Below are 24965 nucleotides of genomic sequence, written 5' to 3' on the forward strand. Positions count from 1 at the left end.
CATGCAGCTTGGCATGATCGGCCTCGGCCGGATGGGCGGCAACATCGTGCGGCGGCTGATGAGGAACGGCCACACGTCGGTGGTCTACGACAAGGACGCCAAGGCCGTTGCCGCGCTGGCGGCCGAAGGCGCTGCCGGCGCCGACACGCTCGAAGCTTTCGTGGCGAAACTGGAGAAGCCGCGCACTGCCTGGGTGATGCTGCCGGCCGGCAAGATCACCGAGGCCACCATCGAAGCACTCGCCAAACTGATGGAGCCCGGTGACGTCATCATCGACGGCGGCAACACGTTCTGGCAGGACGACGTCCGCCGCGGCAAGGCGCTCAGGGAGCGCGGGCTGCATTATGTCGACGTCGGCACCAGCGGCGGCGTCTGGGGCATCGAGCGCGGCTATTGCATGATGATCGGCGGCGACAAGGCCGTGGTCGAGCGGCTCGATCCGATTTTCGCGACGCTGGCGCCGGGGATCGGCGACATTCCGCGCACCGGCGGCCGCGACGGCCGCGACCCCCGCATCGAGCAGGGCTATATCCATGCCGGCCCCAGCGGCGCCGGGCATTTCGTCAAGATGATCCATAACGGCATCGAATATGGGCTGATGCAGGCCTATGCCGAGGGTTTTGATATCCTGAAGAACGCCAATATCGAGGCGCTGCCGGCGGAGCATCGGTTTGATCTCGACATCGCCGATATCGCCGAGGTGTGGCGGCGCGGCAGCGTGATCCCCTCCTGGCTGCTCGATCTCACCTCGTCAGCGCTCGCCGAGAACCAGACGCTGGATAATTATTCCGGCCATGTCGAAGATTCCGGCGAAGGCCGCTGGACCGTCAATGCCGCGATCGACGAGGCCGTGCCGGCCGAGGTGCTGACGGCAGCGCTCTATGCACGTTTTCGTTCGCGCAAGGATCACACATTCGCGGAGAAGATTCTTTCCGCGATGCGTGCAGGCTTCGGCGGCCACAAGGAGCCGCCGAAGAAGCCGGGCTCGAAGGCTTAACGCCCATGGCGGTCGGCAAACTGGCACAGACGAAACCCGATCCCTGCTCCTTCGTCATCTTTGGCGTCACCGGCGATCTCGCGCATCGGCTGGTGATCCCCGCCCTCTACAATCTGGCGGCAGCCGATCTGCTGCCGGAAAAATTCTGCGTCGTCGGCATTGCCCGCAAGGGCATGACGAGCGACGGCTTGCGCGACAGCCTGATGAAAGGGCTGCATCAATACGCCACGCGCCAGGTGGACGAGGCGATCGCGATGCGCCTACTCGCATGCGTCACCTGCATCGAGGCTGACCCGAAGGATCCCGCCTCGTTCGACGCCATGAGCGAGCAGCTCGACAAATTGGAAGCCGCGCGAAACACCCAAGGCAATCGCCTGTTCTATCTCGCAACGCCGCCGAGCGCCTTCCTGCCGATCAGCCGCGAACTCGGCCGCACCGGCATGCTGGTCGAGAACGGCACATGGCGGCGGCTGGTGGTCGAAAAGCCGTTCGGGACCGATCTGGCATCGGCAAGAGAGCTCAACAGCGAACTCCTGAAGCTGGTCGAAGAGCATCAGATCTACCGGATCGATCATTATCTCGGCAAGGAAACCGTCCAGAACATCCTGGTGCTGCGCTTCGCCAACGGCATGTTCGAGCCGATCTGGAACCGCAATCACATCGACCACATCCAGATCACGGTCGATGAAAGGCTCGGCGTCGGTCATCGTGGCAGCTTCTATGACGCCACCGGCGCGTTGCGCGACATGGTGCCGAACCATCTGTTTCAACTGCTGTCGCTGGTCGCGATGGAGCCGCCATCGAAATTCGACGCCCATTCGGTGCGTTCGGAGAAGGCCGACGTGCTGGCCGCGATCCAGACCCAGAGCGAGCAGGAGGCGCTGCAAAATTCGGTTCGCGGGCAATATCGCGCCGGCATGGTCGGCGACACCGAGATCGAGGACTATCGCAGGACGAAAGACGTCAAGCCCGCCAGCACCACGGAAACCTATGCCGCGCTGAAGCTGACCATCGACAATTGGCGCTGGGCCGGCGTTCCCTTTTATCTGCGCACCGGCAAGGCGCTCGGCATCAAGCGCACCGAGATCGCCATCAAGTTCAAGCAGGCGCCGTTCGCGATGTTCCGCGACACGCCGGTGGACCGGCTCTCGCAGAATTACCTGATCATCTCGACCGAACCGACCGAAGGCATCGCGCTGCAGTTCAACACCAAGGTGCCGGGCCCGACCATCAATATCGACGGCGTCGAGATGAAGTTTCGCTACAAGGATTACTTCAAGGCCGAGCCATCGACCGGCTATGAGACCCTGATCTACGACTGTATGATCGGCGACAACATCCTGTTTCAGCGCGCCGACAGCGTCGAGGCCGGCTGGCGCGCGGTGCAGCCTTTTCTCGACGCCTGGAAGAACGCCGGCGGCAAGGGGCTCAAGGTCTATGAGCCCGGCAGCGAGGGCCCGGAGGAAGCCAACGATTTGCTGGAGCGAGACGGCCGCAGCTGGCGCAAGCTCAGTTAGAGATGATGTCGAACGACAATCGCCATGTGACGTCAGTTGCCGATCCAGCCGCGATGGCCGAGGCCGCCGCCGAGCGCGTCATCGCGCGGATATCGGAAAACCCCGGCCGCGTCGCGATCTGCCTGACCGGCGGGTCAAGCCCGAAACAGCTCTATCAATTGCTCGGCACTGACCCCTGGCGAAGCCGGATTCCGTGGCAGCGCGTGCACTGGTTCATCGGCGACGAACGTTTCGTGCCCGCGGATGATCCTCTCAACAACATGCGCGTGGCACGGAAAACCTTTCTGGACCGGTGCGCGCCGGCATCCAACATCCATCCAATCCCGACGAGTACAGCCGACCCCACCGATCCCGATCGCGGCGCGGCGCTTTACGAGGGCGAACTGAAAGCGTTCTATGGCGCAGATGACCTCGACCCTGACCGGCCGCTGTTCGATCTCGTGCTGATGGGCGTCGGGCCCGACGGCCATACCGCGTCGCTGTTTCCCGGCGATCTCTTGCTCGACGAGATCAGGCGTTGGGTGGTCGGCGTACACAAAGCCAATGTCGAACCGTTCGTCCCGCGCATCACGCTCACGCTGCCGACACTCGCTTGCTGCCGCGAAATGCTGTTCGAGGTCGCAGGATCAGACAAACGCGCGATCTTGACGCGGGTGTTCGCAGGCGAGAACCTGCCGGCGAGCCGCGCGCGATCCAGCGGCGAGACGATCTGGCTGGTGGATCAGGCGGCATTGCCGGAGAATTTTCGTGCGTGATGCGACAAGCCCCTGCGCGCTGGTAGTGATGGGCGTCTCCGGCTCGGGCAAGAGCACCATCGCGGACCGCCTGGCCGCGCGGCTGGGCTGGCGCTACGAGGATGCGGACAAATTTCACCCGCCCGCCAATGTCGCGAAGATGAGCGCGGGCCAGCCGCTGACGGATGACGACCGCTGGCCCTGGCTGCAGGCGATTGCCGACGAGATCGACCGCCTCTCGGCGGCCGGACAACGCGCTGTTGTCGCCTGTTCGGCGCTCAAGCGCAGCTATCGCGACATTCTCGTGCATGGACGCGATGATATCCGCGTCGTCTTCCTGAACGGGACGCAGGACCTGATCGCGGACCGGTTAGCTGCCCGCAAGGGGCATTTCATGCCGCCGGGACTGCTCGCCAGCCAGTTCAGGACGCTGGAGCCGCCGAAGCCAGACGAACGGCCCATTACGGTGTCGATCGCCGCGCCGATTGAGACCATCGTCGACGACATTGTCCGTCAATTGAAAGTGCCCTCATGAGCCGCATTGCGCTTGTCGTTTCCGATGTCGATGGCACGCTGTTGACCAAGGACAAGATCCTCACCGACGACGCAAAGAACGCCGTGCGGGCGCTGCACGCCGCCGGCATCGGCTTCACCATCGTTTCCAGCCGCCCGACGATCGGCATGGGCTTTCTGATCGAACCACTTGCGATCACGCTGCCGGTCGGCGCCTTCAACGGCAGCTCGATCGTCAATGCGAAGTTGCAGCCGATTGAACAGCATCTGATCGCGCCAGCGGTGGCGCAACGCAGCCTCGATGTGCTCAATGAATTCGGCGTCGATATCTGGCTGTTCAGCAACGAGCGCTGGTACACGCGCAATCCCAACGGCGAATACGTTTCGCACGAGAAGCGGGCGATCAAGGCCGATCCGACCATCATCGCGGATTTCACGCCGCATCTGCTGGAGGCCTGCAAGATCGTCGGCGCCAGTTCCGACGCGGCGCTGCTCGCGCGCTGCGAAGCGGCAATGCAGCAGGCGGTGGGCACAGAGGCCACCGCGGTTCGCTCGCAGACCTATTACCTCGACGTCACCCCCGCGGGCCACGACAAGGGCACGTTTGTCGAGAACATCGCCAAGCGGCTCGGCATCTCCACCGACGCCGTCGCCACCATCGGCGACATGCAGAACGACCTGCCGATGTTTGCCCGAAGCGGCATGTCGTTCGCGATGGGCAACGCGGCCGATGACATCAAGCAGCGTGCGACGCATGTGACCGATACGAACGAACGTGACGGCTTTGCGCGCGCGATGGAGACGATTCTAAAGGTCGGCTAGCCGACCGTTTCGTCTCGACGCTGTGAGAGTGCGAAATCAAGCACGTCTCAAGAATAAATCCATAAGTCGTCCAAGCTTTCGCTCGGCAAATCCGCTTTATTGCATTTGTCGCCCCGGTTTTCGGGGTTGCCGGTATCCCACACCATTTCCGCCAACGGGTGTGAATCGGCAGGCGCGAGCCGGTATTCATCCAGAGGTACGCAGGCACCCAGCCCCGCCTGCAGCCTTGCGACTGGGTGCCGGCTCGCGCGACGTCAATCCGACGAGAAAGCCTACTTCGACCGCTGCATCGCCGGCTTCTCGGTGGTCTGCTTCGCCGCGCTGAGGTTATGGGCGGTATTGATCAGCGCGATATGCGTCAACGCCTGCGGGAAATTACCGGTCTGGCGGCCAGCGCCGGTGTCGAACTCCTCGGCCAACAGGCCGACATCATTGGCAATCGCGACCACGCGCTCGAACAACGCGAGCGCCTTGTCGAGTTCTCCCGTCAGCACATAGGCATCGGCGAGCCAGAGGCTGCAGGCCAGGAATGCGCCTTCCGCCGGCTGCTGCTCGACTTCACGGGGGTCATGCCGCAACACGAAGCCGTCCCGCATCAGGTGTTTCTCGATTGCGACCAGCGTGCCCCGCACGCGGGGATCCGTTGGTTCCAGGAATCCGACCGAGGGCAGCAACAGGATGCTGGCATCCAGCATTTTCGAACCGTAGGATTCGACGAACGCGTTCAGCTCGCGATCAAAACCCTTTTCGCAGACGTCGCGATGAATGGTGTCGCGCAGCGTCCGCCACTTTTCCAGTGGCGCCTTGAAGCCGAATTTTTCGACGCTCTTGATGCCACGGTCGAAGGCAACCCAGCACATCACCTTGGACGAGACATAGTGCTTGCCGTCGCCGCGGCGCTCCCAGATGCCGTGATCGGGCTGATCCCATTGTTCGGCGAGATGCTCCAGCACCGTGCATTCCAGCGCCCAACTTCCTTCATAGAGTTCGAGCTTGGCTATTCGCCACTGATGGAAGGCGTCGATCAGCTCACCATAGACGTCGAGTTGCAGCTGCGCATGCGCGGCGTTGCCAACCCGGACCGGCTGCGCGCCCTCATAGCCCGGGAGCCAGCCGGCTTCCCATTCCAGGAGCCGCCGCTCCCCCATGATGCCGTACATGATCTGCATGTTGGCCGGCGATCCCGCCACCGCGCGCAACAGCCAATTGTGCCAGGCGAGGGCTTCCTCGGTATAGCCCGAGTTCATCAGCGCCAGCAGCGTAAAGGTGGCATCGCGCAGCCAGCAGAAGCGATAGTCCCAGTTGCGCAGCCCCCCGAGCTTTTCCGGCAGCGAGGTGGTGGGCGCCGCGACAATGCCGCCGGTCGGCGCATAGGTCAGCGCCTTGAGCGTGATCAGCGAGCGCATCACGAGGTCGCGATGTTCACCTTCGTAGCTGCAGCGCGCGCTCCAGTCGCTCCAGAATGCCTCCGTTTCCTGCAAAGCGACCGCGGGATCGATCGGCGCGGGTACCGCCAGGTGCGAGGGCCCGTAGGTGAGGACGAAGGGCACGGTATCGCCCTCGCCTAGCTCAAACTCCGCCACCGTGGTCAGGTCCTCGCCCCGGGTCTCGACCGGCGTTCGCAGCACGGTCATGTCAGGCCCGCAAATCGCGAGCAGACCCGAGCCGTCTTCGGTTTTCCTGACCCAGGGAATATCGATGCCAAAGCCAAAGCGGATCACCAATTGCATCCGCAATTTGACCCGGCCGCTGACCCCGCGCACCAGCCGCACCACGTCGGACGCATTGCCCCGCGGCGGCATGAAATCGATCAGGTCGATCACGCCATTGGCGGTCTCAAACCGCGTTTCCAGGATCAGCGTGTTGCCCCGGTAGCGGCGTGAGGTGTTGGTAATCTCTTCTGCAGGCGCGATCAGCCAGCGGCCATGCTTGTGGGTGCCGAGCAGCGCGGCAAAGCAGGCGTCGGAATCGAACGCCGGCCAGCACAGCCAGTCGATCGAGCCGTCACGACCGACCAGCGCCGCGGTCTCGCAATCGCCGATCAATCCGTAGTCTTCTATCCTGCACGACAAGGCTTGCTACCACCTGGATCGGACCTATCCGCGCGACCGCTCGCGTGTCGCGGCCTTCAGCGCGGCAACGTCGATCGTGGACGCGATCTGCTCGAGCGGCACCGGCAGCCGGCGGCGCCAGTTCGGGTGTTCGTCGACCGTGCCGGGAATATTGGGCTGGTCCACCAGACCCAAAAAGTCCTCGAGTGCGATCGCAAGCAGCCGTGATGGCGTGCGCGCGAGGAAATTTGCCACCGAATAAAGATCGTTCTTGTCGATGCCGTTGTGGCGCAGCACGTCGTCCAGCATCGCCAGCGCATGCCATCGCGCATCATCGCTCTCGCCGGGATCGATGCCGAGCGCACGCTTGGTCTTGAGGTCGCCGAACGAGCGCCAGCCGGCATAGGTCGACAGATCGTGGGTATTGAAGGTGACGAGCGCGTTGGCGAGATAGTGATCGAGGCTTTTGAACGGACCGTGGTCCTCGCGCTCGAACATCATCACCAGATAGGACCAGATGCCCCACCCGGCAATCTGGTCGCGAAAACCCTCCGGCACGGTGCCGAGGTCTTCGCCGATCACGACGCAGCGCTGCGCGACGCTTTCCTGCGCGGTTGCGGCCAATAGCGCCTCGAACGGCATCGGCACATAGACGCCGTCGGCGGCGCTGAAGCCTTGCGGCACCAGATAAAGCCGCTTCAACCCCAATACATGGTCGAGCCGGATCGCGCCGGCGTGCCGCATCGAGGCGCGCAGCATTTCGCGATAGGGCGCGAACGATTTCAGCTCCAGCCCGGTCGCGTTGAAGCCGGCAAGGCCCCAGCTCTGGCCGGCGGTGTTGAGCGGATCGGGCGGCGCGCCGACGCCGAGATGCCGCGAGATCGCCACCTGTTCGTTCCACGCATCGAAACCGTCGGCTTGCACGCCGACGGCGACGTCGAGATAGAGCCCTACCCTCATGCCGAGCTCAAGCGCGCGGTCTTTTGCAGCCGCTAATTGCCGATCGGCCGTCCATTGCACGAATTCGACAAACGCGATTTCGGCCGCGTCCGGACCCTTGCGCAGCTCAGCGCATTTGGCGTCGTCCGGTTGCCGCCATTCGTCCGGCCATTCCCACCAGGGCTTTTTGAATTTGTGCCGGAGCGTCTCGAAGCAGGCGAAATGCGACAACAACGGCGCGCGCTCGGCACGAAATTTTTCAAATTCCTGCCTGCGCCCTTGTGTCGCATCGGCTTCGAAGGCGGCGAATGCCGATCGCAGTGCGCGCCATTTCAATCCGGCGACAGCAACATAGTCGATCATTTCGCCTTCTCTGACCCGCGCCAGCGCATCCCTTGTCTCGGCGCCGATACGGAATTCCGGGATGTTCTCGACATCGACATAGAGCGCGTTGAGAAACAGCCGGCTGTTCGGCGAATAGGGACTGCAATCACCCGGACGATCGTCGAACAGGGCATGCAGCGGATTGAGGCCGACGCCATCGGCGCCCAGATGGTTCGCGAGTTCGATCAGCCCCTTGAGATCGGTGAAATCGCCGATCCCCCAGTTGCGCGCCGAGCGGACCCCGTAAAGCTGGACCGCGAGCAGCCAGCAGCGGTCGAAATCGCCGCCAAAAGCCCTTGGCGGCGCCGATAGCAGCGGCACGTCTTCGGTGGTGGATGCGGCATCGGTCAGCTGCAGCCGATGGACCCCCAGCGGCAGATCCAGCGGCCAGGCAATGACGCGATCGGCGGCCTCGCCTTCTGCGATAACCTTGTGATCGGCCACGATTTTCCATCGAACCGGAAGCCTTGCGGCGGCCGAAATCTCGGTCCGCGCAGGCAGCCCGGACCGCACCACGACCGGGCCGCCGATAAACGGGCCCGGGGTCTGCAGCGGCAAGGCATCGAGGATAATTTTGAGGGCGGCCGTATCAGTCACACGGCGGTGACCCTGACCGTCCACGAATTCGGTCTGGATTCCCTGGCTGGCAGCTTGAGCGAAAAGGTCCATTCGGCACGCGGTTTGCACGCAAACGTCTCAGAGGCGTCGCGAAATTGTCCAAATACAGGAAGGGGATAGACGGTGTCTAACGCTCAGCCCCTTAATCGGTTCCAGGGGAACCAAAGTCGGCCGAGCGGCTTTTTACATATGTTCGGAACGTCTCCTTTCTCGCAAGTGAAACGGGGGCGTCGTTTCCATGGCTATGGCATCACCGTGAACAAAAAAGTCCAAACCGGCGAAAGCTCCAAAGCCGGCGTCTCCTACCGATTCGATGCTGCCGATCCGCTGAATGACGGCGGCAGCTTTGCGATCGATGCAAGCGAGGTGCCAGCCGTCGAGTCTAGCGACGATGAGCTTTGGTACAAGGATGCCATTATCTATCAGCTCCACGTCAAGGCCTTTGCCGACAGCAACAATGACGGCATCGGCGATTTCGCAGGACTGACGGAGAAGCTGGGTTACCTGCAGGACCTCGGCGTCACCACGCTGTGGCTGTTGCCGTTCTACCCCTCACCCGGGCGTGATGACGGCTACGACATCGCCGACTATGGCGACATCAATCCCGATTTCGGGACGATGAAGGATTTCAGGCGCTTCATCCAGGAAGCCAAGCGGCGCGGCCTGCGCGTCATCACCGAGCTCGTCGTCAATCACACCTCCGACCAGCACGACTGGTTCAAGCGCGCCCGGCGCAGCGGCCCGGATTCGAGCGCGCGCAACTGGTATGTCTGGAGCGATACCGACCAGAAATACCAGGGCACGCGGATCATCTTCACCGATACCGAGAAGTCGAACTGGACCTGGGACCCGGAAGCCGGCCAGTTCTACTGGCATCGCTTCTTCGCGCACCAGCCGGATCTCAATTTCGACAATCCGCGCGTGGTGAGTGCGCTGGTAAAGGTGATGAAGCGCTGGCTCGATACCGGCGTCGACGGTTTCCGCCTCGATGCCATTCCCTATCTGTGCGAGCGCGACGGCACCAACAACGAGAACCTGCCCGAGACCCACGCCATCATCAAGCGGCTGCGCATCGAGCTCGACGCCTATGCCAAAGGCAAGGTGTTGCTGGCGGAGGCCAACCAATGGCCCGAGGACGTGCAGGAATATTTCGGCCGCAGCGATGAATGCCACATGGCCTATCACTTCCCGCTGATGCCGCGCATCTACATGGCGATCGCCCAGGAAGACCGCTTTCCGATCACCGACATCCTGCGGCAGACGCCTGACATTCCGAGCAATTGCCAATGGGCGCTGTTCCTGCGCAACCATGACGAGCTGACGCTGGAAATGGTCACCGACGTCGAGCGCGATTACCTGTGGTCGACCTACGCCAACGACCCCCGCGCCCGCATCAATGTCGGCATCCGCCGGCGCCTGGCGCCGCTGATGGACAATGACCGGCGCAAGATCGAGCTGATGAACTCGCTGCTGCTGTCGTTCCCGGGCACGCCGATCATTTATTACGGCGACGAAATCGGCATGGGCGACAACATCTATCTCGGCGATCGCAACGGCGTGCGCACGCCGATGCAATGGACGCCGGACCGCAATGGCGGGTTCTCGCGCGCCGATCCGGCGCGGCTTTATGCGCCCACCATCATGGATCCCGTCTACGGTTATGAATCCGTCAACGTCGAGGCGCAGTCGCGCAGCCTGTCGTCGCTGCTGTCAGCCACCAAACGGCTGATCGCGGTCCGCAAATCGACGCTGGCCTTCGGCCGCGGCACCATGACGTTCATCCGCCCGGAAAACCGCTCGGTGCTGTGCTATGTGCGCCAGTACGAGGACGAGGCCATTCTCTGCGTCGCCAATTTGTCGCGCTCCGCACAGGCCACCGAACTCGATCTCTCCCCGTGGAAGGACCGGATTCCCCTGGAGATGCTCGGCCGCACGCGCTTCCCCGCGATCGGCGAACTGCCCTACATGATCACGCTGGCGCCGTACGGCTTCTACTGGTTCGAGCTGCAGGAGCGCGACAAGTCCGAGCCGGTGGTGCAGCGGGCGGTGCCCGAATTCGAGACGCTGGTGGTGCCGCTGGGCGCGACCTGGGTGTCGCTGGCACGCACCCGCGGCGTGTTCGAACGCGATGTGCTGCCCGGGCATCTGGCGCGGACGCGCTGGTACCCGGAGCGATCGGCCAAGGCGATCCAGCCGACATTGATTTCGGCGATCCCGTTCTGCGATATCGGCGATAACAGGCCATGGCTCGCCTTCTTCAAGTCGACGCAACGCGGCGTCACCACGCGCTACGTGCTGCCGTTGCAGATCGAATGGGTGCGCTTCGACCGCGAGCGCTATAACCCGCGCGCGCTGGCCGCCGTGCGTCAGGGCGCCCGTGAAGGAACATTGCTCGACGTCGCCAACGACCAGATTTTCATCGCGATCTTGCTGCGAAACCTCAAGGAGTCGCTGATCGTCGACGAAAGCGAGCAGGGTTTGAAGCTGGAATTCCGGCCAACCAGCCGTTTCTCCGATAAGGCGATCAAGCAGCCCGAACACATCCGCACGATCGAGACCGAGCGAGTCGACAGTACTGCGCAGGTGGACGACGATTACGTCGTCAAGATCTACCGCACGCTGCAGGCCGGCATCAGTCCCGAGATCGAGATGGGCCGCTTTCTGACCGAGATCGCCGGCTATGCCAACACGCCGGCGCTGCTCGGCAGCGCCGAACTGATTGATGGCGACGAACGAAACGCTATCGGCGTCCTGCATGCTTTCGTCGCCAACCAGGGCGACGCCTGGACCGTAACCGCGGCCTATCTCGACCGCTTCGTCGACGAGCAGCGCCTGCTGGCGGCAAGCGAGCGTGTCAGGGAAAGCGAGGATCAGGTCTCTTTTCTGCGCTACATGTCGCAGGCGGGCCGGCGCGTCGCCGAGATGCATGTCGCACTGGCCAGCAATAATGAGCTTCCCGACTTCGTGCCGGAGCCCATCAAGCACGAGGATGTCCAGCGCTGGTTCGGCGACACCCTGGCCCGCGTCGAGCGCGTCTTCGACACGCTGAAGCAGCGACGCGATACGCTGAAAGAGGCGGATCGTCCGCTGGTCGATCAGCTATTGGCCCAGCAATCCGGCCTGCCCGATCGGCTGAAGGCGCTGTTGCCGCAAGAAAACGCCGGGCTCAATATCCGCCATCACGGCGACTTCCATCTTGGCCAGCTGCTGATCGTCAAGGACGACATCTTCATCGTCGATTTCGACGGCGATCCGCGGCGCTCCATCGCCGAGCGTCGGCGCAAGGCGCCCGCGGCGCGCGACGTCGCCAGCATGATCCGTTCGATCGATTATTCGACGACTGCAGCCCTTGAGCGGGCGCTCAAGGTGGCCCACGATGAAAACGGCAGGCTCGGGGCTGCGCTCGCCGAATGGCGCAATCGGGCGACCGCCGCGTTCCTTGCCGCCTATCGCGAAGCCATGGTTAACAAGCGCCTTTGGCCAGCCGACCCTGAAGCTGCCGAGTCGATGCTCAACTTCTTCCTGCTGGAGAAGGCATGCTACGAGATCGAATATGAACTATCCTACCGGCCGGATTGGCTACGAACGGCCTTGACCGGAATGCTCCGTATTTTGCCGCAACAGTCGCTTGAGGCCTTATGACCAAGCTACCCGCCGAGGCCTATGCGATCATCCAGGGCAATCACACCGACCCCTTCCATTATCTCGGCCTCCACACCGAGGGCGACCGCAAGATCGTGCGTGCGTTCCTGCCGGAGGCCTCCAATGTCGAGGCAATCGGAGAACATGGTGAACGGGCGCCGCTGGCGCGGATCCATGATGCCGGGCTATTTGCCGGTACGCTGCCGAACGGCTCTACGCGCTATCAATTGCGCGCCCGGTTCGGCGACAAACTGGTCGAACTCGACGACCCCTACCGCTTTCCGCCCGTCCTGAGCGACTTCGACCTTTACCTGCTCGGCGAAGGCACCCATCAGCGCATCTACGACAAGCTCGGCGCCCATCCGATGACGCTGGACGGCGTCGAGGGCGTGGCCTTTGTCGTGCTGGCGCCGAACGCCCGCGGCGTCAGCGTGGTCGGCGATTTCAACTACTGGAATCCGCGCCGGCACCCGATGCGGGTGCGTGGCGTCGGCTATTGGGAGCTGTTCATTCCCCACGCCAGCGTCGGCGACCACTACAAGTTCGACATCATCGAACCCAACGGACAACATTTGCCGCTGAAGTCCGATCCGGTCGCCTTTGCCGCCGAAGTGCGTCCCAAGACCGCCTCGATCGTTTTCGACCAGGCCAATCTGCCGCGTCCGCGTCCGGCACCGGTTGGCATGAATGCGCTGAACGCGCCGATGTCGATTTACGAGGTTCATCTCGGTTCATGGCGGCGCAAGGGCAGCAACGATTGGCTGACCTACCGCGAACTCGCCGAGCAGCTTCCGGCCTATGTCAGGGATCTCGGATTTACCCATGTCGAACTTCTTCCCATCAGCGAACATCCGTTCGACGGCTCGTGGGGCTATCAGCCGACCGGCATGTTCGCACCGACCAGCCGGTTCGGCACACCCGAGGATTTTGCCGCGCTGGTCGACGCCTTCCATCGCGAGGGCATTGCCGTGCTGCTCGACTGGGTGCCCGGACACTTCCCCGACGATCCCCATGGCCTCGGCCATTTCGACGGCACCGCATTGTACGAACACGCCAACCCCTTGCAGGGCCGCCATCTCGACTGGGGCACGCTGATCTACAATTACGGCCGCACCGAAGTTGTGAATTTCCTGGTGTCGAACGCGCTGTTCTGGCTGGAGCGCTACGCCATCGACGGGCTGCGCGTCGATGCGGTCGCCTCGATGCTCTATCTCGACTACTCCAGGCCCGCCGGCGAATGGATTCCGAACCAGCTTGGCGGGCGGGAAAATCTCGAAGCCATCGGCTTTCTGCGCCGCTTCAACACCGAAGTGTTCGGACGCTTCCCGGACGCCACCACCGCGGCGGAGGAATCCACCGCATGGCCGCAAGTCTCCCGCCCGGTCGAATATGGCGGGCTTGGCTTCGGCTACAAGTGGAACATGGGCTGGATGCACGACACGCTGAAATATATCGGCAAGGATCCGATCCACCGCAAATTCCATCACGGCGACATCCTGTTCGGCCTGCAATATGCGTTCTCGGAAAACTTCATCCTGCCGCTGTCGCATGACGAAGTCGTGCACGGCAAACGCTCGATCCTGGGACGGATGCCCGGCGACGACTGGCAGCGTTTTGCGAATTTGCGCGCCTATTACAGCTTCATGTTCGGCCATCCCGGCAAGAAGCTGATGTTCATGGGCTGCGAATTCGGCCAGGAGCGCGAGTGGGATCACGATCACTCGCTGGATTGGCACCTGCTGCAGCAGCCAAGGCATGCCGGCATCCAAAGCCTGGTCCGCGACCTCAACCACCTCTATCGCACGGTGCCGGCGCTGCACGAGCTGGATTGCAGCCAGCCGGGCTTCGAATGGGTCATCACCCATGATTCCGGCGGCAACGTCTTTGCCTGGGTCCGCAAGGGCCTTGATGCGCGAGCGCGCTGCCTCGTGGTCGTGAACTTCTCGCCCAACGTCTATTACAATTACCGGGTACGCGTGCCGTTTGCCGGCAAATGGAAAGAAGTGTTCAATTCGGACTCCGCGCATTATGGCGGCAGCAATGTCGGCAATATCGGCGAGGTCCGGACGCTGGAGGGCAACATCCCCGAACTCAACCTGACCATTCCGCCGCTGGCCGCGATCTTTCTCGTACCGGAAAGCTGACGCATGCGCCTGACCGCGGGAACGCCCTCACGTCTCGGCGCAAGCTGGGACGGCAGAGGCACCAATTTTGCGCTGTTCTCGGCCAACGCAGAGAAGGTCGAGCTTTGCCTGTTCGACGGCCAGGGCCGCCGCGAGCTCGAGCGCATTGAATTGCCCGAACGTACCGAGGATGTCTGGCACGGCTATCTCAACGACGTCTCGCCCGGGCAGCTCTACGGCTATCGGGTCCACGGGCCCTACCATCCCGAGCACGGGCACCGCTTCAACGCCAACAAGCTGCTGCTCGATCCCTATGCAAGGCGGCTGGCGGGCCGGCTGGTCTGGAGCGACGCGCATTTCGGCTATCGGGCCGGCAGTTCGCGCGAGGATCTCTCCTTCGACCGGCGCGACAACGCCCGCGGCATGCCCAAGGCGGTCGTGGTCGACGAGACCTTCAATTGGGGCCGCCGCGAGATGCGCCCCAACATTTCCTGGGAAGACACCATCATCTACGAGGCCCACGTCAAGGGCCTGACGCAGAAGCGCGACGACGTGCCGCCGGGCCTGCGCGGCACCTATAGCGGGCTCGCCTCGCCTGCGATGATCGATCATCTCAAGCGCCTTGGCGTCACCACCATCGACTTGCTGCCGGTCCACGGGCTGATCGACGACCGCGTGCTGGTCGAAAAGAAGCTGGTGAACTACTGGGGCTACAACACACTGGCGTTCTTCGCGCCCGAAGGGCGCTACGCGCAGGACAATCCGCTCGATGCGTTCCGCACCACGGTGGCGCGGCTGCACGATGCCGGCATCGAGGTGATGCTCGACGTCGTCTACAATCACACCGCCGAAGGCAATCATCTCGGCCCGACGCTGTCGTTTCGCGGCATCGACAATGCGTCCTATTACTGGCTCAAGCCGGACAATCGGCGCTTCTATGACGACTTCACCGGCTGCGGCAGTTCGGTCAATCTGACCCATCCGCGCGTGCTGCAAATGGTGATGGATTCACTGCGCTATTGGGTCGAGGTCTGCCACGTCGACGGCTTCCGCTTCGATCTCGCCACCACGCTGGCGCGCGGGCCGAACGGTTACGACCGCAACGCCGCCTTCCTCACCGCCGTGCGGCAGGATCCGGTGCTGGCAACCGTCAAGCTGGTCGCCGAACCCTGGGATCTCGGTTTGGGCGGCTATCAGGTCGGCGCGTTCCCGTCGCAATGGTCGGAATGGAACGACCGATACCGCAGCGCGATGCGACGCTACTGGAGCGGCGAAGGCAGCCTGATCGGCGAAATATCAAGCCGCATGACCGCTTCCTCCGACCTGTTTCACCATGACAATCGCGCCCCGCGCGCCGGCATCAATCACATCACCGTTCATGACGGCTTCACGCTGGCGGATCTGTTCAGCTACAACGAGAAGCACAACGAGGCCAATGGCGAAGACAACCGCGACGGCTCCAGCCACAACGACAGCAACAATTGCGGGCATGAAGGCCCGACCGATGACGCTGCGATCAATGCGTTACGCCGCCAGCTCCGCAAGAACCAGCTCGCGTGCCTGATGCTCGCGCAGGGCACGCCGCTGATGCTGGCCGGCGATGAAGTCGGCAACTCGCAAAGCGGCAACAACAACGCTTATTGCCAGGACAACGAGATCGGCTGGGTTGGTTGGGAAAACCTCGGCAAGGAAGGCGAGGACCTCACCGATTTCATCGGCCATTTGACCGGCCTGCGCCGGCGGTTCGGCCAGATCCGCTGCCAGCGCTGGCTCGACGGCCGTCGCGCCGACGGCTCCTACGGCGTGCTGTGGCTGACGCCGGCCGCCGAGGAAATGAAGGAATCCGACTGGAAGTTTCCGGAAGGACGATTCCTCGCCTATGTGCTCGGACCGATGGAACAAGGACAAGCGCCGATCTTTATCGTTCTGAACGCCGCCCCCGAAGAGATTGCATTCAAATTGCCCAAGATGAGCAAATACAAGAGCTGGCAGCGGGTGCTGAATACCACCGAAATCGCGCAAGCGACGGCCGACTTCGCTGCGGGCGCCGACCTGAAAGCACCGCCGCGCTCGGTGCTCGCCTTTGCGGGCTCAGCATGAATGACCGACAATTTGGCCCAAAGCTGACGAAAGACGGCGCGCGCTTTCGCCTGTGGGCGCCGGCGGCCAAGCGCGTCGATCTGCTGCTGCAACAACCGCACCCGATGCAGCGCGGCGACGATGGATGGTTTTCCACCAATATCCCGGGCGCGAAATCGGGCGCCCGCTACAAATTCCGCATCGACGGCGAGATCGATATCCCCGACCCCGCCGCCGATTTCCAGCCCGAGGACGTCTTCGGTCCGAGCGAGGTGATCGACCACGCCGCCTTTCCGTGGCGCGCGACGGAGTGGCGCGGGCGGCCCTGGCAGGAAGCCGTCATCATCGAAGCCCATGTCGGGACCTTCACGCCCGACGGCAGCTACCGCGCCATGATCGGGAGGCTCGATCATCTCGTGCAGACCGGCATCACCGCGCTGGAATTGCTGCCGCTGGCGGACTTCGCCGGCAGCCGCAACTGGGGGTATGACGGCGTGCTGTGGTATGCGCCCGACAGCGCCTATGGCCGGCCCGAGGATCTCAAGGCGCTGATCGACGAGGCGCATCTGCGCGGCCTGATGGTGTTTCTCGACGTGGTCTATAACCATTTCGGCCCCGAGGGAAATTATCTCGGCCGTTACGCGCCGGGGTTCTTTACGGAGGCCCACACCCCGTGGGGCAGCGCGATCGATTACCGCGTGCCGCAAGTGCGCGCCTTCGCGATCGAGAATGCGCTGCATTGGCTGCGCGACTATCGCTTCGACGGATTACGGCTGGATGCGGTGAACAGCATCGTCGAACCGGGTGGGCTCTCGCTGCTGCACGATCTCAGCATGGCTGTGGGCCAGCTCGCCGCGGCAACCGGTCGGCACATTCATCTGGTGCTGGAAAACGGCGACAACCGCGCCAGCATACTGGACGCTGCGCAGGACCCGCCGCGCGGCAAATATCGCGCGCAGTGGAACGATGATTATCATCACGCATGGCGCGTGCTGATGACCCGCGAAAAGCAGGGTTATTATTGCGACTATCAGCGTTCGCCGCTGGACGATATCGCCAGATCGCTATCCTCAGGGTTTGTCTACCAGGGCGAAGTGTCGGAATTTCGCGGCGGCACGCGCGGCGAACCGAGCGGCAAGCTCGCACCGGCGGCTTTCATCAATTTCCTGCAGAACCACGACCAGATCGGCAACCGCGCCTTTGGCGACCGACTCGAAGCGGTGGCGGATCCCAGAGCGATCGAAGCAGCCCTCGCCGTCATGCTGCTGGCGCCTGCGATCCCCATGCTGTTCATGGGGGAGGAATGGGGCTCGAAAACTCCCTTCCCATTCTTCTGTGATTTCAAGGGCGATCTTGCTGACGCGGTCCGCAAGGGCCGTCGCAGCGAATACGCCTGGGCCTACGCCGAATATGGCGACGAGGTCCCCGACGCGTTGGCGCGATCCACCTTCCAATCGGCTGTCCTCGACTGGCATGAACGTGCCACGCCTGAGGCACAACGACGGCAGTCAACCGTGCAGCAGATGCTGGCGATCCGCAGGCGGGAGATCGTCCCTCGCCTCGCAGGCGCGGCGTTCGGCGAAGCAAAGGCCGCCAGCAATGGCCTGCTGACGGCCAGTTGGCTCATGGGCGATGGCGCCACGCTTCGTCTGCTCGCCAACCTGTCGGACCTGGAGATCGCCAATACTTCAGGTGAATTCAAGGGAACCCTGATCTGGGGCAGCGAGTTGGGAGAACGCGTCCCGCCATGGTCGGTGCACTGGCGCATCGGATAGGAAAATGCCCCCGGCGATCCCGATCGCGACCTACCGCCTGCAGCTTTCGGCGGATTTCGATTTCGATGCGGCCGCTTCCGTCGTCCCGTATCTTGCGGCACTCGGGATCACGCATCTCTACGCTTCGCCCTTCATGACGGCTCGCAAGGGCAGCACGCATGGTTACGACATCACCGATCACACAAGGTTCAATCCCGAGCTCGGCGGCGAAGCCGGCTTCGAGCGGTTGAGCGCGGCGCTTCGGAAATACGATCTCGGCCTGATCCTCGACTTCGTGCCCAATCATGTCGGGGTGCATTTCGCCGATAATCCATGGTGGCTGGACGTGCTGGAATGGGGCCAGACCTCGCCGCACGCGGCATCCTTCGATATCGACTGGGAACTGCTGCCGTATCGCGCGCGCGGCGGCGTGCTGCTGCCGATCATCGGTTCATCCTATGGTCAGGCGCTGGAAAGCGGCGAGATCGAACTGCGCTATGATGCCAACCAAGGCAGCTTTTCGGCATGGTATTTCGAGCATCGGCTGCCGATCGCACCCGAGCGCTACAGCGAAATCCTGCGAACCGTCGTCAGAGAAGCAGGCGCCGAAGATCGTCCAGCCGGCAAGGACATCCTCGCCCTCGCCGCACGCTACCACGGGCTGCGCCGCCCCAACCGGAAGGAAGCCCCGGCGTTCAAGGCGGGGTTGCGGGCGATCGCAGGAAGCACTGCGGCCATCACGCACGGGATCGACGCCTATCGCGCCGGACCGGATCGTCCCGCCCAGACGCTGGCGCTGCATCACCTTCTCGAACGCCAGCATTACAAGCTCGGTCACTGGCGGCTTGCCTCCAGCGACATCAACTACCGCCGCTTCTTCGACGTCAATTCGCTCGCGGGATTGCGCGTCGAGGACGCCGGCACCTTTGAGGCCATCCATCAACTCGTCAGGCGGTTGATCGCGGAAGGAAAGCTGCAGGGCCTGCGGCTCGACCATATCGACGGCCTGCGCGATCCCGTCCAGTACTTTCAGCGCCTGCGCCGGCTGATCCGCGGCGCGCAGGGCAGCAAGCCATTTTACATGGTGATCGAGAAGATTCTCGGCGAAGACGAGAAGTTGCCTTCCTTCACCGGGGTTCACGGCACCACCGGCTACGAGTGGATGAACACGATTACGCAAGCACTGGTCGACGGCAATGGCCTCGAACCGCTCAGCGAAATCTTTCGCCAGATCAGCAGCCAGTCGCCGAAACTCGAGCCGATCCTGAAGGAGGCCAAGCGCCGGGTGCTCGAAACCCTGCTGACCAGCGAATTCACGGTGCTGACGCGCCTCCTGGCGCGCATCGCCAGCGGACACTACTCGACACGGGACTATTCCGCCGACAGTCTGCGGCAGGCGCTGGAACTCTATGTGCTGCATTTCCCGGTCTACCGGACCTATTTGACCTCGTCGGGTCCGAACGCCCATGACCGTGCGCTGATCTCGCAGACCCTCCAGAAGGCACGCGCCGACTGGTTCGCGGCCGATGACGGCATTTTCGAATTCCTGCGCGACACCCTGACCATGGACCTGCTCAAGCCCGGCCGGCCGCCCCACAGCGCGCCGCGCGTGCGGCGATTTGCGCTGAAGGTGCAGCAATTCACCGGGCCGATGATGGCCAAATCGCTCGAGGACACCACGTTCTATCGCTACCACCGCCTGCTCGCACTCAACGAGGTCGGCGGCGACCCATCTGCCAGGGCGCTCTCCGTCGATGAGTTTCATCAGGTCATGCAGACGCGCGCCGGGGAATGGCCGCATGGCATGACCGCGACCGCAACGCATGACACCAAGCGGGGCGAGGACGCCCGCGCCCGGATCATGGCGCTGTCCGAGATCCATGGCGAGTGGACCAGCGCCGTGGCGCGGTGGAAGGTTCTCAACGCGCCCCATCTGGTCATCGACGGCGAGATGCGGGCGCCGTCGGCGACATTCGAATACATGCTCTATCAGGCCCTGCTGGGCGCCTGGCAGCCGGACGACGAGGGGTTCCTGGAGCGGATGCAGGCCTATGCGCTGAAGGCGGCGCGCGAGGGCAAGGAAGAGACCAGCTGGCTCAATCCGCACGAGGCTTATGAAGCGGGACTGAAGACCTTCATCGCGCGCATTCTGGACCGCTCCGTTTCCGCCGAGTTTCTGGACGCGCTTGATGCACTGGCGCGGCGCGTATCGCTATTGGGCGCCTTGAACTCACTGAGCCAGATCACGCTGAAGGCAACGATGCCGGGCGTACCCGATTTCTATCAGGGTACCGAGCTTTGGGATTTCTCGCTGGTCGATCCCGATAACCGGCGACCAGTCGACTTTGCCAAACGTGCCCACCTGCTCGCTTCACTGCAGACACCGGACTGGGACCAGTTGGTGCAGGATTGGCCGAGCGGCAAGTTGAAACTGGCCTGGACGCGGCATCTCCTCAAATTGCGCACTGGGCTCGCCGATGTCTTCACCAACGGCGATTATCAGCCACTGGATATCAGCGGACCGCATCGCGACCACTTTATCGCCTTTGCCCGCCGTCGCGGCCGCGAGGCCGCAATCGTCGTCGTCACGAAATCGTCCGCCGCGTTCTCCGAGGGTGGCCGGGCGTGGCCCCGCGCCGAAAGCCATGATGCCACCCTCGACGTCACCGGTTATTCGGCGGAAGGCTTTGCCGACACCGATGCCTCGCAATTGCGGTTGTCCGACCTGTTGGCGCACCTCCCCGTGGCCGTGCTGAAGGCCAGATATCACGGCGCGGTGCAGCGTGCGCCAAAGCGCAGGCGCTTGATGCCAACGAGCTAGTTTTTCTTGGTCAGCAACAGATTGCCGCGGCTGCGGATCGCGGCCTGCGCCACTTCGGCAAAACGCTGCAGCAGCCACGGCAACACGACCTCCACCTTCACATGATCGTCGGCGACATCGACATGCCCGGCAGCCGCCTGCCCGAGCGCGCGAACGCGAAAGACCATGCGGTTGTCTTCCCATCGCTCCTCATCGACGCTCAGCACCGGCACGCTCGACGCCGCGCGCGATAAACCTGTTTTGAGGCGGCGCATGGCTTCTTCGCGGCCGAGGCTGTGCGGAATCGAAACGACGAGCGGTGCGGACATTGGACAAATCCTCGGGTCTGATCTTTCGGATGTAATTCCGTTCCGTTCGAAAGGAAGAGGCGGGCGCGATATGTGCACTGCAATAGGCGGAACTTTCACAGGTGCCATTTGTTTTTCCGGTTGAGGGCAAGGCAAACAGGCGCCCAATGCCGGGCTGAGGAGAACTACATGTCACTCGGAACAATCATCCTGATCATTCTTATCATCGCCCTTCTCGGCGGCTTTAGCGGCATCGGCGGCGGACCGTTCTACGGCACCGGCTATTACGGTGGCGGCGGCCTCGGCCTGGTGATCGTGATCCTGCTGATATTGTTGTTGCTCGGGAAGCTGTGATCTCTGAGTAAAGAGATTTTCCGTCATGGCCGGGCTTGTCCCGGCCATCCACGTCTTCCTTGCTTGAGCTTGGCAAAGACGTGGATGCCCGGCACATAGGCAAGCGGAAGCGACGCCGTCCTTCGGACGGCTATGGCCTGGCATGACGACTTGGCTGCGTTCGCTGCCTCCATCACTTCCCGGCCAGCTTCTTCATCGCCGCCTTGATCGACGCCGCCGCCTCATCGTAGCCCTGCCACGCCTTGGTTTTGGCCAGCAACGCCGGCACCGTGCGCACGGTGTATTTCTTCGGATCGAGATCACCGCGCACCTGCGCCCAGGTCAGCGGCATTGAAACCGTGGCGCCCTCGCGCGCGCGCGGCGACAGCACGGCGACCGCGGTCGACATCCGGTCGTTGCGCAGATAGTCGAGGAAGATCTTTCCCTGGCGCTGCTTCTTCGACATGTTGAGCAGATAGCGCTCGGGGTCGTCGTTCGCCATCCACTGGCAAACGCCCTGCGCGAACGCCTTCGCTTCCTTCCACGTCACCCTGTCCTTAGGCCCGTGGAGCAGCGGCGTCACCACGTGCAGTCCCTTGCCGCCGGTGGTCTTGCAGAAGCTCTCGAAGCCCACGGCGGTCAGCCGCTGCCGCATCTCCTTGGCGGCCTCGATCACGTCAGCAAATTCGACATCGGGCGCGGGGTCGAGATCGAACACCAGCCGGCCGGGCACATCGGGCGCGTCAGGCGCGCAATTCCAGGGATGCAGTTCGAGCCCGCCGCTTTGGGCTACCGCAGCAAGGCCCTCGATGCGATCGATCTGTAAATATGGCTTGCGATTTCCCGAAACCTTGACGAGTTCGAGCAGCTCCGACTTGCCCGGCATGCCATGACGCTGAAAGAACGTCTCTCCCTTGATGCCATCGGGCGCGCGAACCACCGAGCACGGCCGTCCCTTGAGATGGCCGATCATCCATTCGCCGACCGCCTCGAAATAACGCGCAAGATCGAGCTTGGTCACGCCCTTGCCGTCCCCGCCGTCGGGCCACAGCGCCTTGTCGGGTTTTGAGATGACGACGCCCATCACCTCAGCGGATTTGCCGGCCGACGACTTGCCGGACCTGATCAAAGGTTTTGTCACCTTGGTCATGACAGGACTCTCCGCTTCAACCTCATTCGCCGGCTTGTCCTGCCGCAGCCCCTTGAACGCCGCCTGCCTGATGTTGCCGCCGTCGGTCCACCCCGCGAATTCGATCTCGGCGACGAGTTCAGGCTTCAGCCAATGCACGTCGCGGGTCTTCTTCGGCGCGTCCTTGCCGCTAAACGGGCTCTTGTCCGAACTCGCCGCCTTCAGCGCCGGCATGACGCGCCGGACCGTGTCCTGCCCAAAGCCGGTGCCCACGAGGCCGACAAAGGCCAGATGACCGTCGCGATAGACGCCGGCCATCAGCGAGCGGAATTTGCCGTTGGTGGTCTTCCAGCCGCCCAGCACGACCTCGTGTCCGGCGCGGGTCTTGGATTTGGTCCAGCTTTCCGACCGCCCGGATCGATACGGCGCATCCAGCTTCTTGGAGATGATGCCTTCAAGCGCCAATTTGTTGGCGGCTTCCAGGACGGAATCGCCGCTTTCCTCGAAATGCGCGACGTACTGAATCAGGCGGCCCTTACGCTTCCTGGCTTCCAGAAGCTGCTTCAGGCGCACCTTGCGCTCGCCAAGCGGCAGGCCGCGTAGATCCTCACCGCCGGCGAACAGCAGATCGAACGCGAAGAAGATCAGCGCGCCGGTTTTGCCGTCGGAGATCGCGGCCTGCAGCGTCGAGAAATGCGGCACGCCGTGGTGATCGAGCGCCGCGATTTCGCCGTCGATCAGCACATCCGGCAGCGATGTCGCCTCCCTGGCGATGGCGCCGAACTTTTCCGTCCAGTCCAGTGCTTTACGGGTTTTCAGGACGGCGTCGCCATCCTCGACCCGCAATTGCATGCGGTAGCCGTCGAATTTGATCTCGTGGCACCAGCCGTCCGAATTGGGTGGGCTTTCGGCCGAGGCGCAAAGTTGCGGCGCGACGAAATCCGGCATCGCGTCGACTTGCTTAGTCTTTGCCGCCTTAGCCTTGGCGGCGGCGCGCGCCTTCGTTGGAGGTGCGGGTCGCGATATCGACGTCTTGATCGATGTTTTTCCCTGCGCCCGCGCTTCCGCCGCCTCGCCGCGGTTGGAATTCCACACCGCATCGGCTTTGGTCTTGCCGCCCTTCGCCAGCATGAACGGCTTTGGCGCCCTTCCCTTGCCTGTCGCGATCTGATCCATCGAGCGGCCCGACGCGACCGATCTGTCATCGTCGAGGATGTCGTTGGCGTCGCCTTCCCTCACGAATTCGTCGCGGTGCTTGATCAGCAGCCAGTTGGTGCGCTTGCCGCCATAGCGGTCGCCCTTCATGCGCACCAGCACCCAGCTGCCATGCAGCTTCTCGCCGTGCAGGTTGAATTTCAGGTCGCCCTTCTTGAAGCCGCGATCGGGATCATCGGATTCCCAATAGCCGCGATCCCAGAGCTGCACGGTGCCGCCGCCATACTGGTCATCGGGAATGGTGCCTTCGAAATCGCCGTAATCGAGCGGATGGTCCTCGACCTCGACCGCGAGCCGCTTGTCGCGCGGATCGAGCGAAGGACCGCGCGTCACCGCCCACGATTTGAAGACGCCGTCGAACTCCAGGCGGAGATCGTAATGCAGCCGGGTCGCGTCATGCTTCTGGATCACGAACCGCCGCTGCTTCGACGGCGCCACCTTGACGTCGCCGGAGGGCTCGCTGGTCTTTTCGAAATCGCGTTTTTTCCGGTAGGTGGTCAGGTTTCGTAGCGACACGGTCTAGCCTCACATCCGTCCGGCGCCCCGCGAGGCGGCAACGTTATCCAAAACCCATGGTAACCGTTGAAGTTCCGAAACCAAAGCCCGCCGGGCGTGGCCCTGGCACGCTTTCGCATCCCCACCACTCGTCGTCCCGGCGAACGCCGGGACCCATACTCCGCGGCAATCATTGTTGAAGAAGGTCTCTAACGCCAGCGCCCTAACCGATGGGCCGCGGCGTATGGGTCCCGGCTCAAGGCCGGGACGACGGCGGTGTTTGTTGTTGCGCCGTTATCCAAAACACACCTTCGCGTTCTCGCGGCGCATTGCACCCGAGCTTTGCTGGAAACTTCCCGCCCTCTCGTAAGAGGGCGCAGCGAAGACCGGGTGCGCGCTGCACCCGCGGTCCCGTGTGCGGTTAGCACTAAGTAGGCTGCACACGAGCATACAGGGCAGCGGAGAACACCCGGCCTTCCCTGCGCAATGGCTTTACGGCTTATGCCGTGCTC

At 63.0% G+C, this 24965-nt stretch carries 15 protein-coding genes; 11 read left to right on the forward strand and 4 right to left on the reverse strand.

What is annotated here, in order from left to right; genetic code table 11:
- Position 1 precedes the first annotated feature (1 nt).
- Genes gnd through JQ629_RS04185 form a run of 5 tightly spaced genes read left to right on the forward strand, consistent with a single transcriptional unit; the run spans position 2 to position 4583 of the window.
- A complete protein-coding gene (gene gnd, locus JQ629_RS04165) occupies positions 2 to 997 on the forward strand; it encodes a phosphogluconate dehydrogenase (NAD(+)-dependent, decarboxylating) (RefSeq protein WP_212411373.1) in 996 nt (331 codons plus the stop codon).
- 5 nt (positions 998 to 1002) lie between these two features.
- Complete coding sequence (gene zwf, locus JQ629_RS04170; protein ID WP_212411375.1) at positions 1003 to 2514, forward strand: glucose-6-phosphate dehydrogenase; 1512 nt, start codon at positions 1003 to 1005, stop codon at positions 2512 to 2514.
- 2 nt (positions 2515 to 2516) lie between these two features.
- Positions 2517 to 3269: a 6-phosphogluconolactonase gene (gene pgl / locus JQ629_RS04175; protein WP_212411377.1), complete on the forward strand. Its 753-nt coding sequence runs from the start codon at positions 2517 to 2519 to the stop codon at positions 3267 to 3269.
- 28 nt (positions 3270 to 3297) lie between these two features.
- Positions 3298 to 3783 (forward strand): gluconokinase, encoded by a 486-nt coding sequence (locus JQ629_RS04180; RefSeq protein WP_212411429.1) that lies wholly within the window; start codon positions 3298 to 3300, stop codon positions 3781 to 3783.
- On the forward strand, positions 3780 to 4583 hold the full coding sequence (locus tag JQ629_RS04185) for a Cof-type HAD-IIB family hydrolase (RefSeq protein ID WP_212411379.1): 804 nt from the start codon (positions 3780 to 3782) through the stop codon (positions 4581 to 4583). The genes JQ629_RS04180 and JQ629_RS04185 overlap by 4 nt, the downstream gene beginning before the upstream one ends.
- Before the next feature lie 272 nt (positions 4584 to 4855).
- Here JQ629_RS04185 and JQ629_RS04190 read toward each other — a convergent pair whose 3' ends face one another.
- Both JQ629_RS04190 and malQ read right to left on the reverse strand, forming a co-directional pair.
- Complete coding sequence (locus JQ629_RS04190; RefSeq protein ID WP_212411381.1) at positions 4856 to 6655, reverse strand: glycoside hydrolase family 15 protein; 1800 nt, start codon at positions 6653 to 6655, stop codon at positions 4856 to 4858.
- Between the two features lie 24 nt (positions 6656 to 6679).
- Positions 6680 to 8626, reverse strand: coding sequence for a 4-alpha-glucanotransferase (malQ, locus tag JQ629_RS04195; protein ID WP_212411383.1), 1947 nt, complete (start codon positions 8624 to 8626; stop codon positions 6680 to 6682).
- Between the two features lie 300 nt (positions 8627 to 8926).
- On the opposite strand from malQ, the gene treS reads away from it, so the two are divergent.
- Genes treS through treY form a run of 5 tightly spaced genes read left to right on the forward strand, consistent with a single transcriptional unit; the run spans position 8927 to position 20994 of the window.
- On the forward strand, positions 8927 to 12217 hold the full coding sequence (gene treS / locus JQ629_RS04200; protein ID WP_212411430.1) for a maltose alpha-D-glucosyltransferase: 3291 nt from the start codon (positions 8927 to 8929) through the stop codon (positions 12215 to 12217).
- Positions 12214 to 14361: a 1,4-alpha-glucan branching protein GlgB gene (glgB, locus tag JQ629_RS04205; RefSeq protein WP_212411385.1), complete on the forward strand. Its 2148-nt coding sequence runs from the start codon at positions 12214 to 12216 to the stop codon at positions 14359 to 14361. The genes treS and glgB overlap by 4 nt, the downstream gene beginning before the upstream one ends.
- Before the next feature lie 3 nt (positions 14362 to 14364).
- A complete protein-coding gene (gene glgX / locus JQ629_RS04210) occupies positions 14365 to 16440 on the forward strand; it encodes a glycogen debranching protein GlgX (RefSeq protein WP_212411387.1) in 2076 nt (691 codons plus the stop codon).
- Positions 16437 to 18194: a malto-oligosyltrehalose trehalohydrolase gene (gene treZ, locus JQ629_RS04215; protein WP_212411389.1), complete on the forward strand. Its 1758-nt coding sequence runs from the start codon at positions 16437 to 16439 to the stop codon at positions 18192 to 18194. The genes glgX and treZ overlap by 4 nt, the downstream gene beginning before the upstream one ends.
- A 4-nt stretch (positions 18195 to 18198) precedes the next feature.
- Positions 18199 to 20994, forward strand: coding sequence for a malto-oligosyltrehalose synthase (gene treY / locus JQ629_RS04220; protein WP_212411391.1), 2796 nt, complete (start codon positions 18199 to 18201; stop codon positions 20992 to 20994).
- Here the strand turns inward: treY and JQ629_RS04225 are convergent.
- Positions 20991 to 21302, reverse strand: a complete 312-nt coding sequence (locus tag JQ629_RS04225) for a polyhydroxyalkanoic acid system family protein (protein WP_212411393.1) — start codon at positions 21300 to 21302, stop codon at positions 20991 to 20993. The two genes, treY and JQ629_RS04225, sit on opposite strands and share 4 nt — an antisense overlap.
- 168 nt (positions 21303 to 21470) lie before the next feature.
- Between JQ629_RS04225 and JQ629_RS04230 the strand changes: the two genes are divergently transcribed.
- Entirely contained in the window at positions 21471 to 21635 is a 165-nt protein-coding gene (locus JQ629_RS04230) for a DUF3309 family protein (RefSeq protein ID WP_192740124.1), read from the forward strand.
- 172 nt (positions 21636 to 21807) lie between these two features.
- Here the strand turns inward: JQ629_RS04230 and ligD are convergent, their stop codons facing one another.
- On the reverse strand, positions 21808 to 24474 hold the full coding sequence (gene ligD, locus JQ629_RS04235) for a DNA ligase D (RefSeq protein ID WP_212411395.1): 2667 nt from the start codon (positions 24472 to 24474) through the stop codon (positions 21808 to 21810).
- Between the last annotated feature and the right edge of the window lie 491 nt (positions 24475 to 24965).

It is taken from the genome of Bradyrhizobium sp. AUGA SZCCT0222, assembly GCF_018130205.1.
Taxonomy (GTDB): domain Bacteria; phylum Pseudomonadota; class Alphaproteobacteria; order Rhizobiales; family Xanthobacteraceae; genus Bradyrhizobium.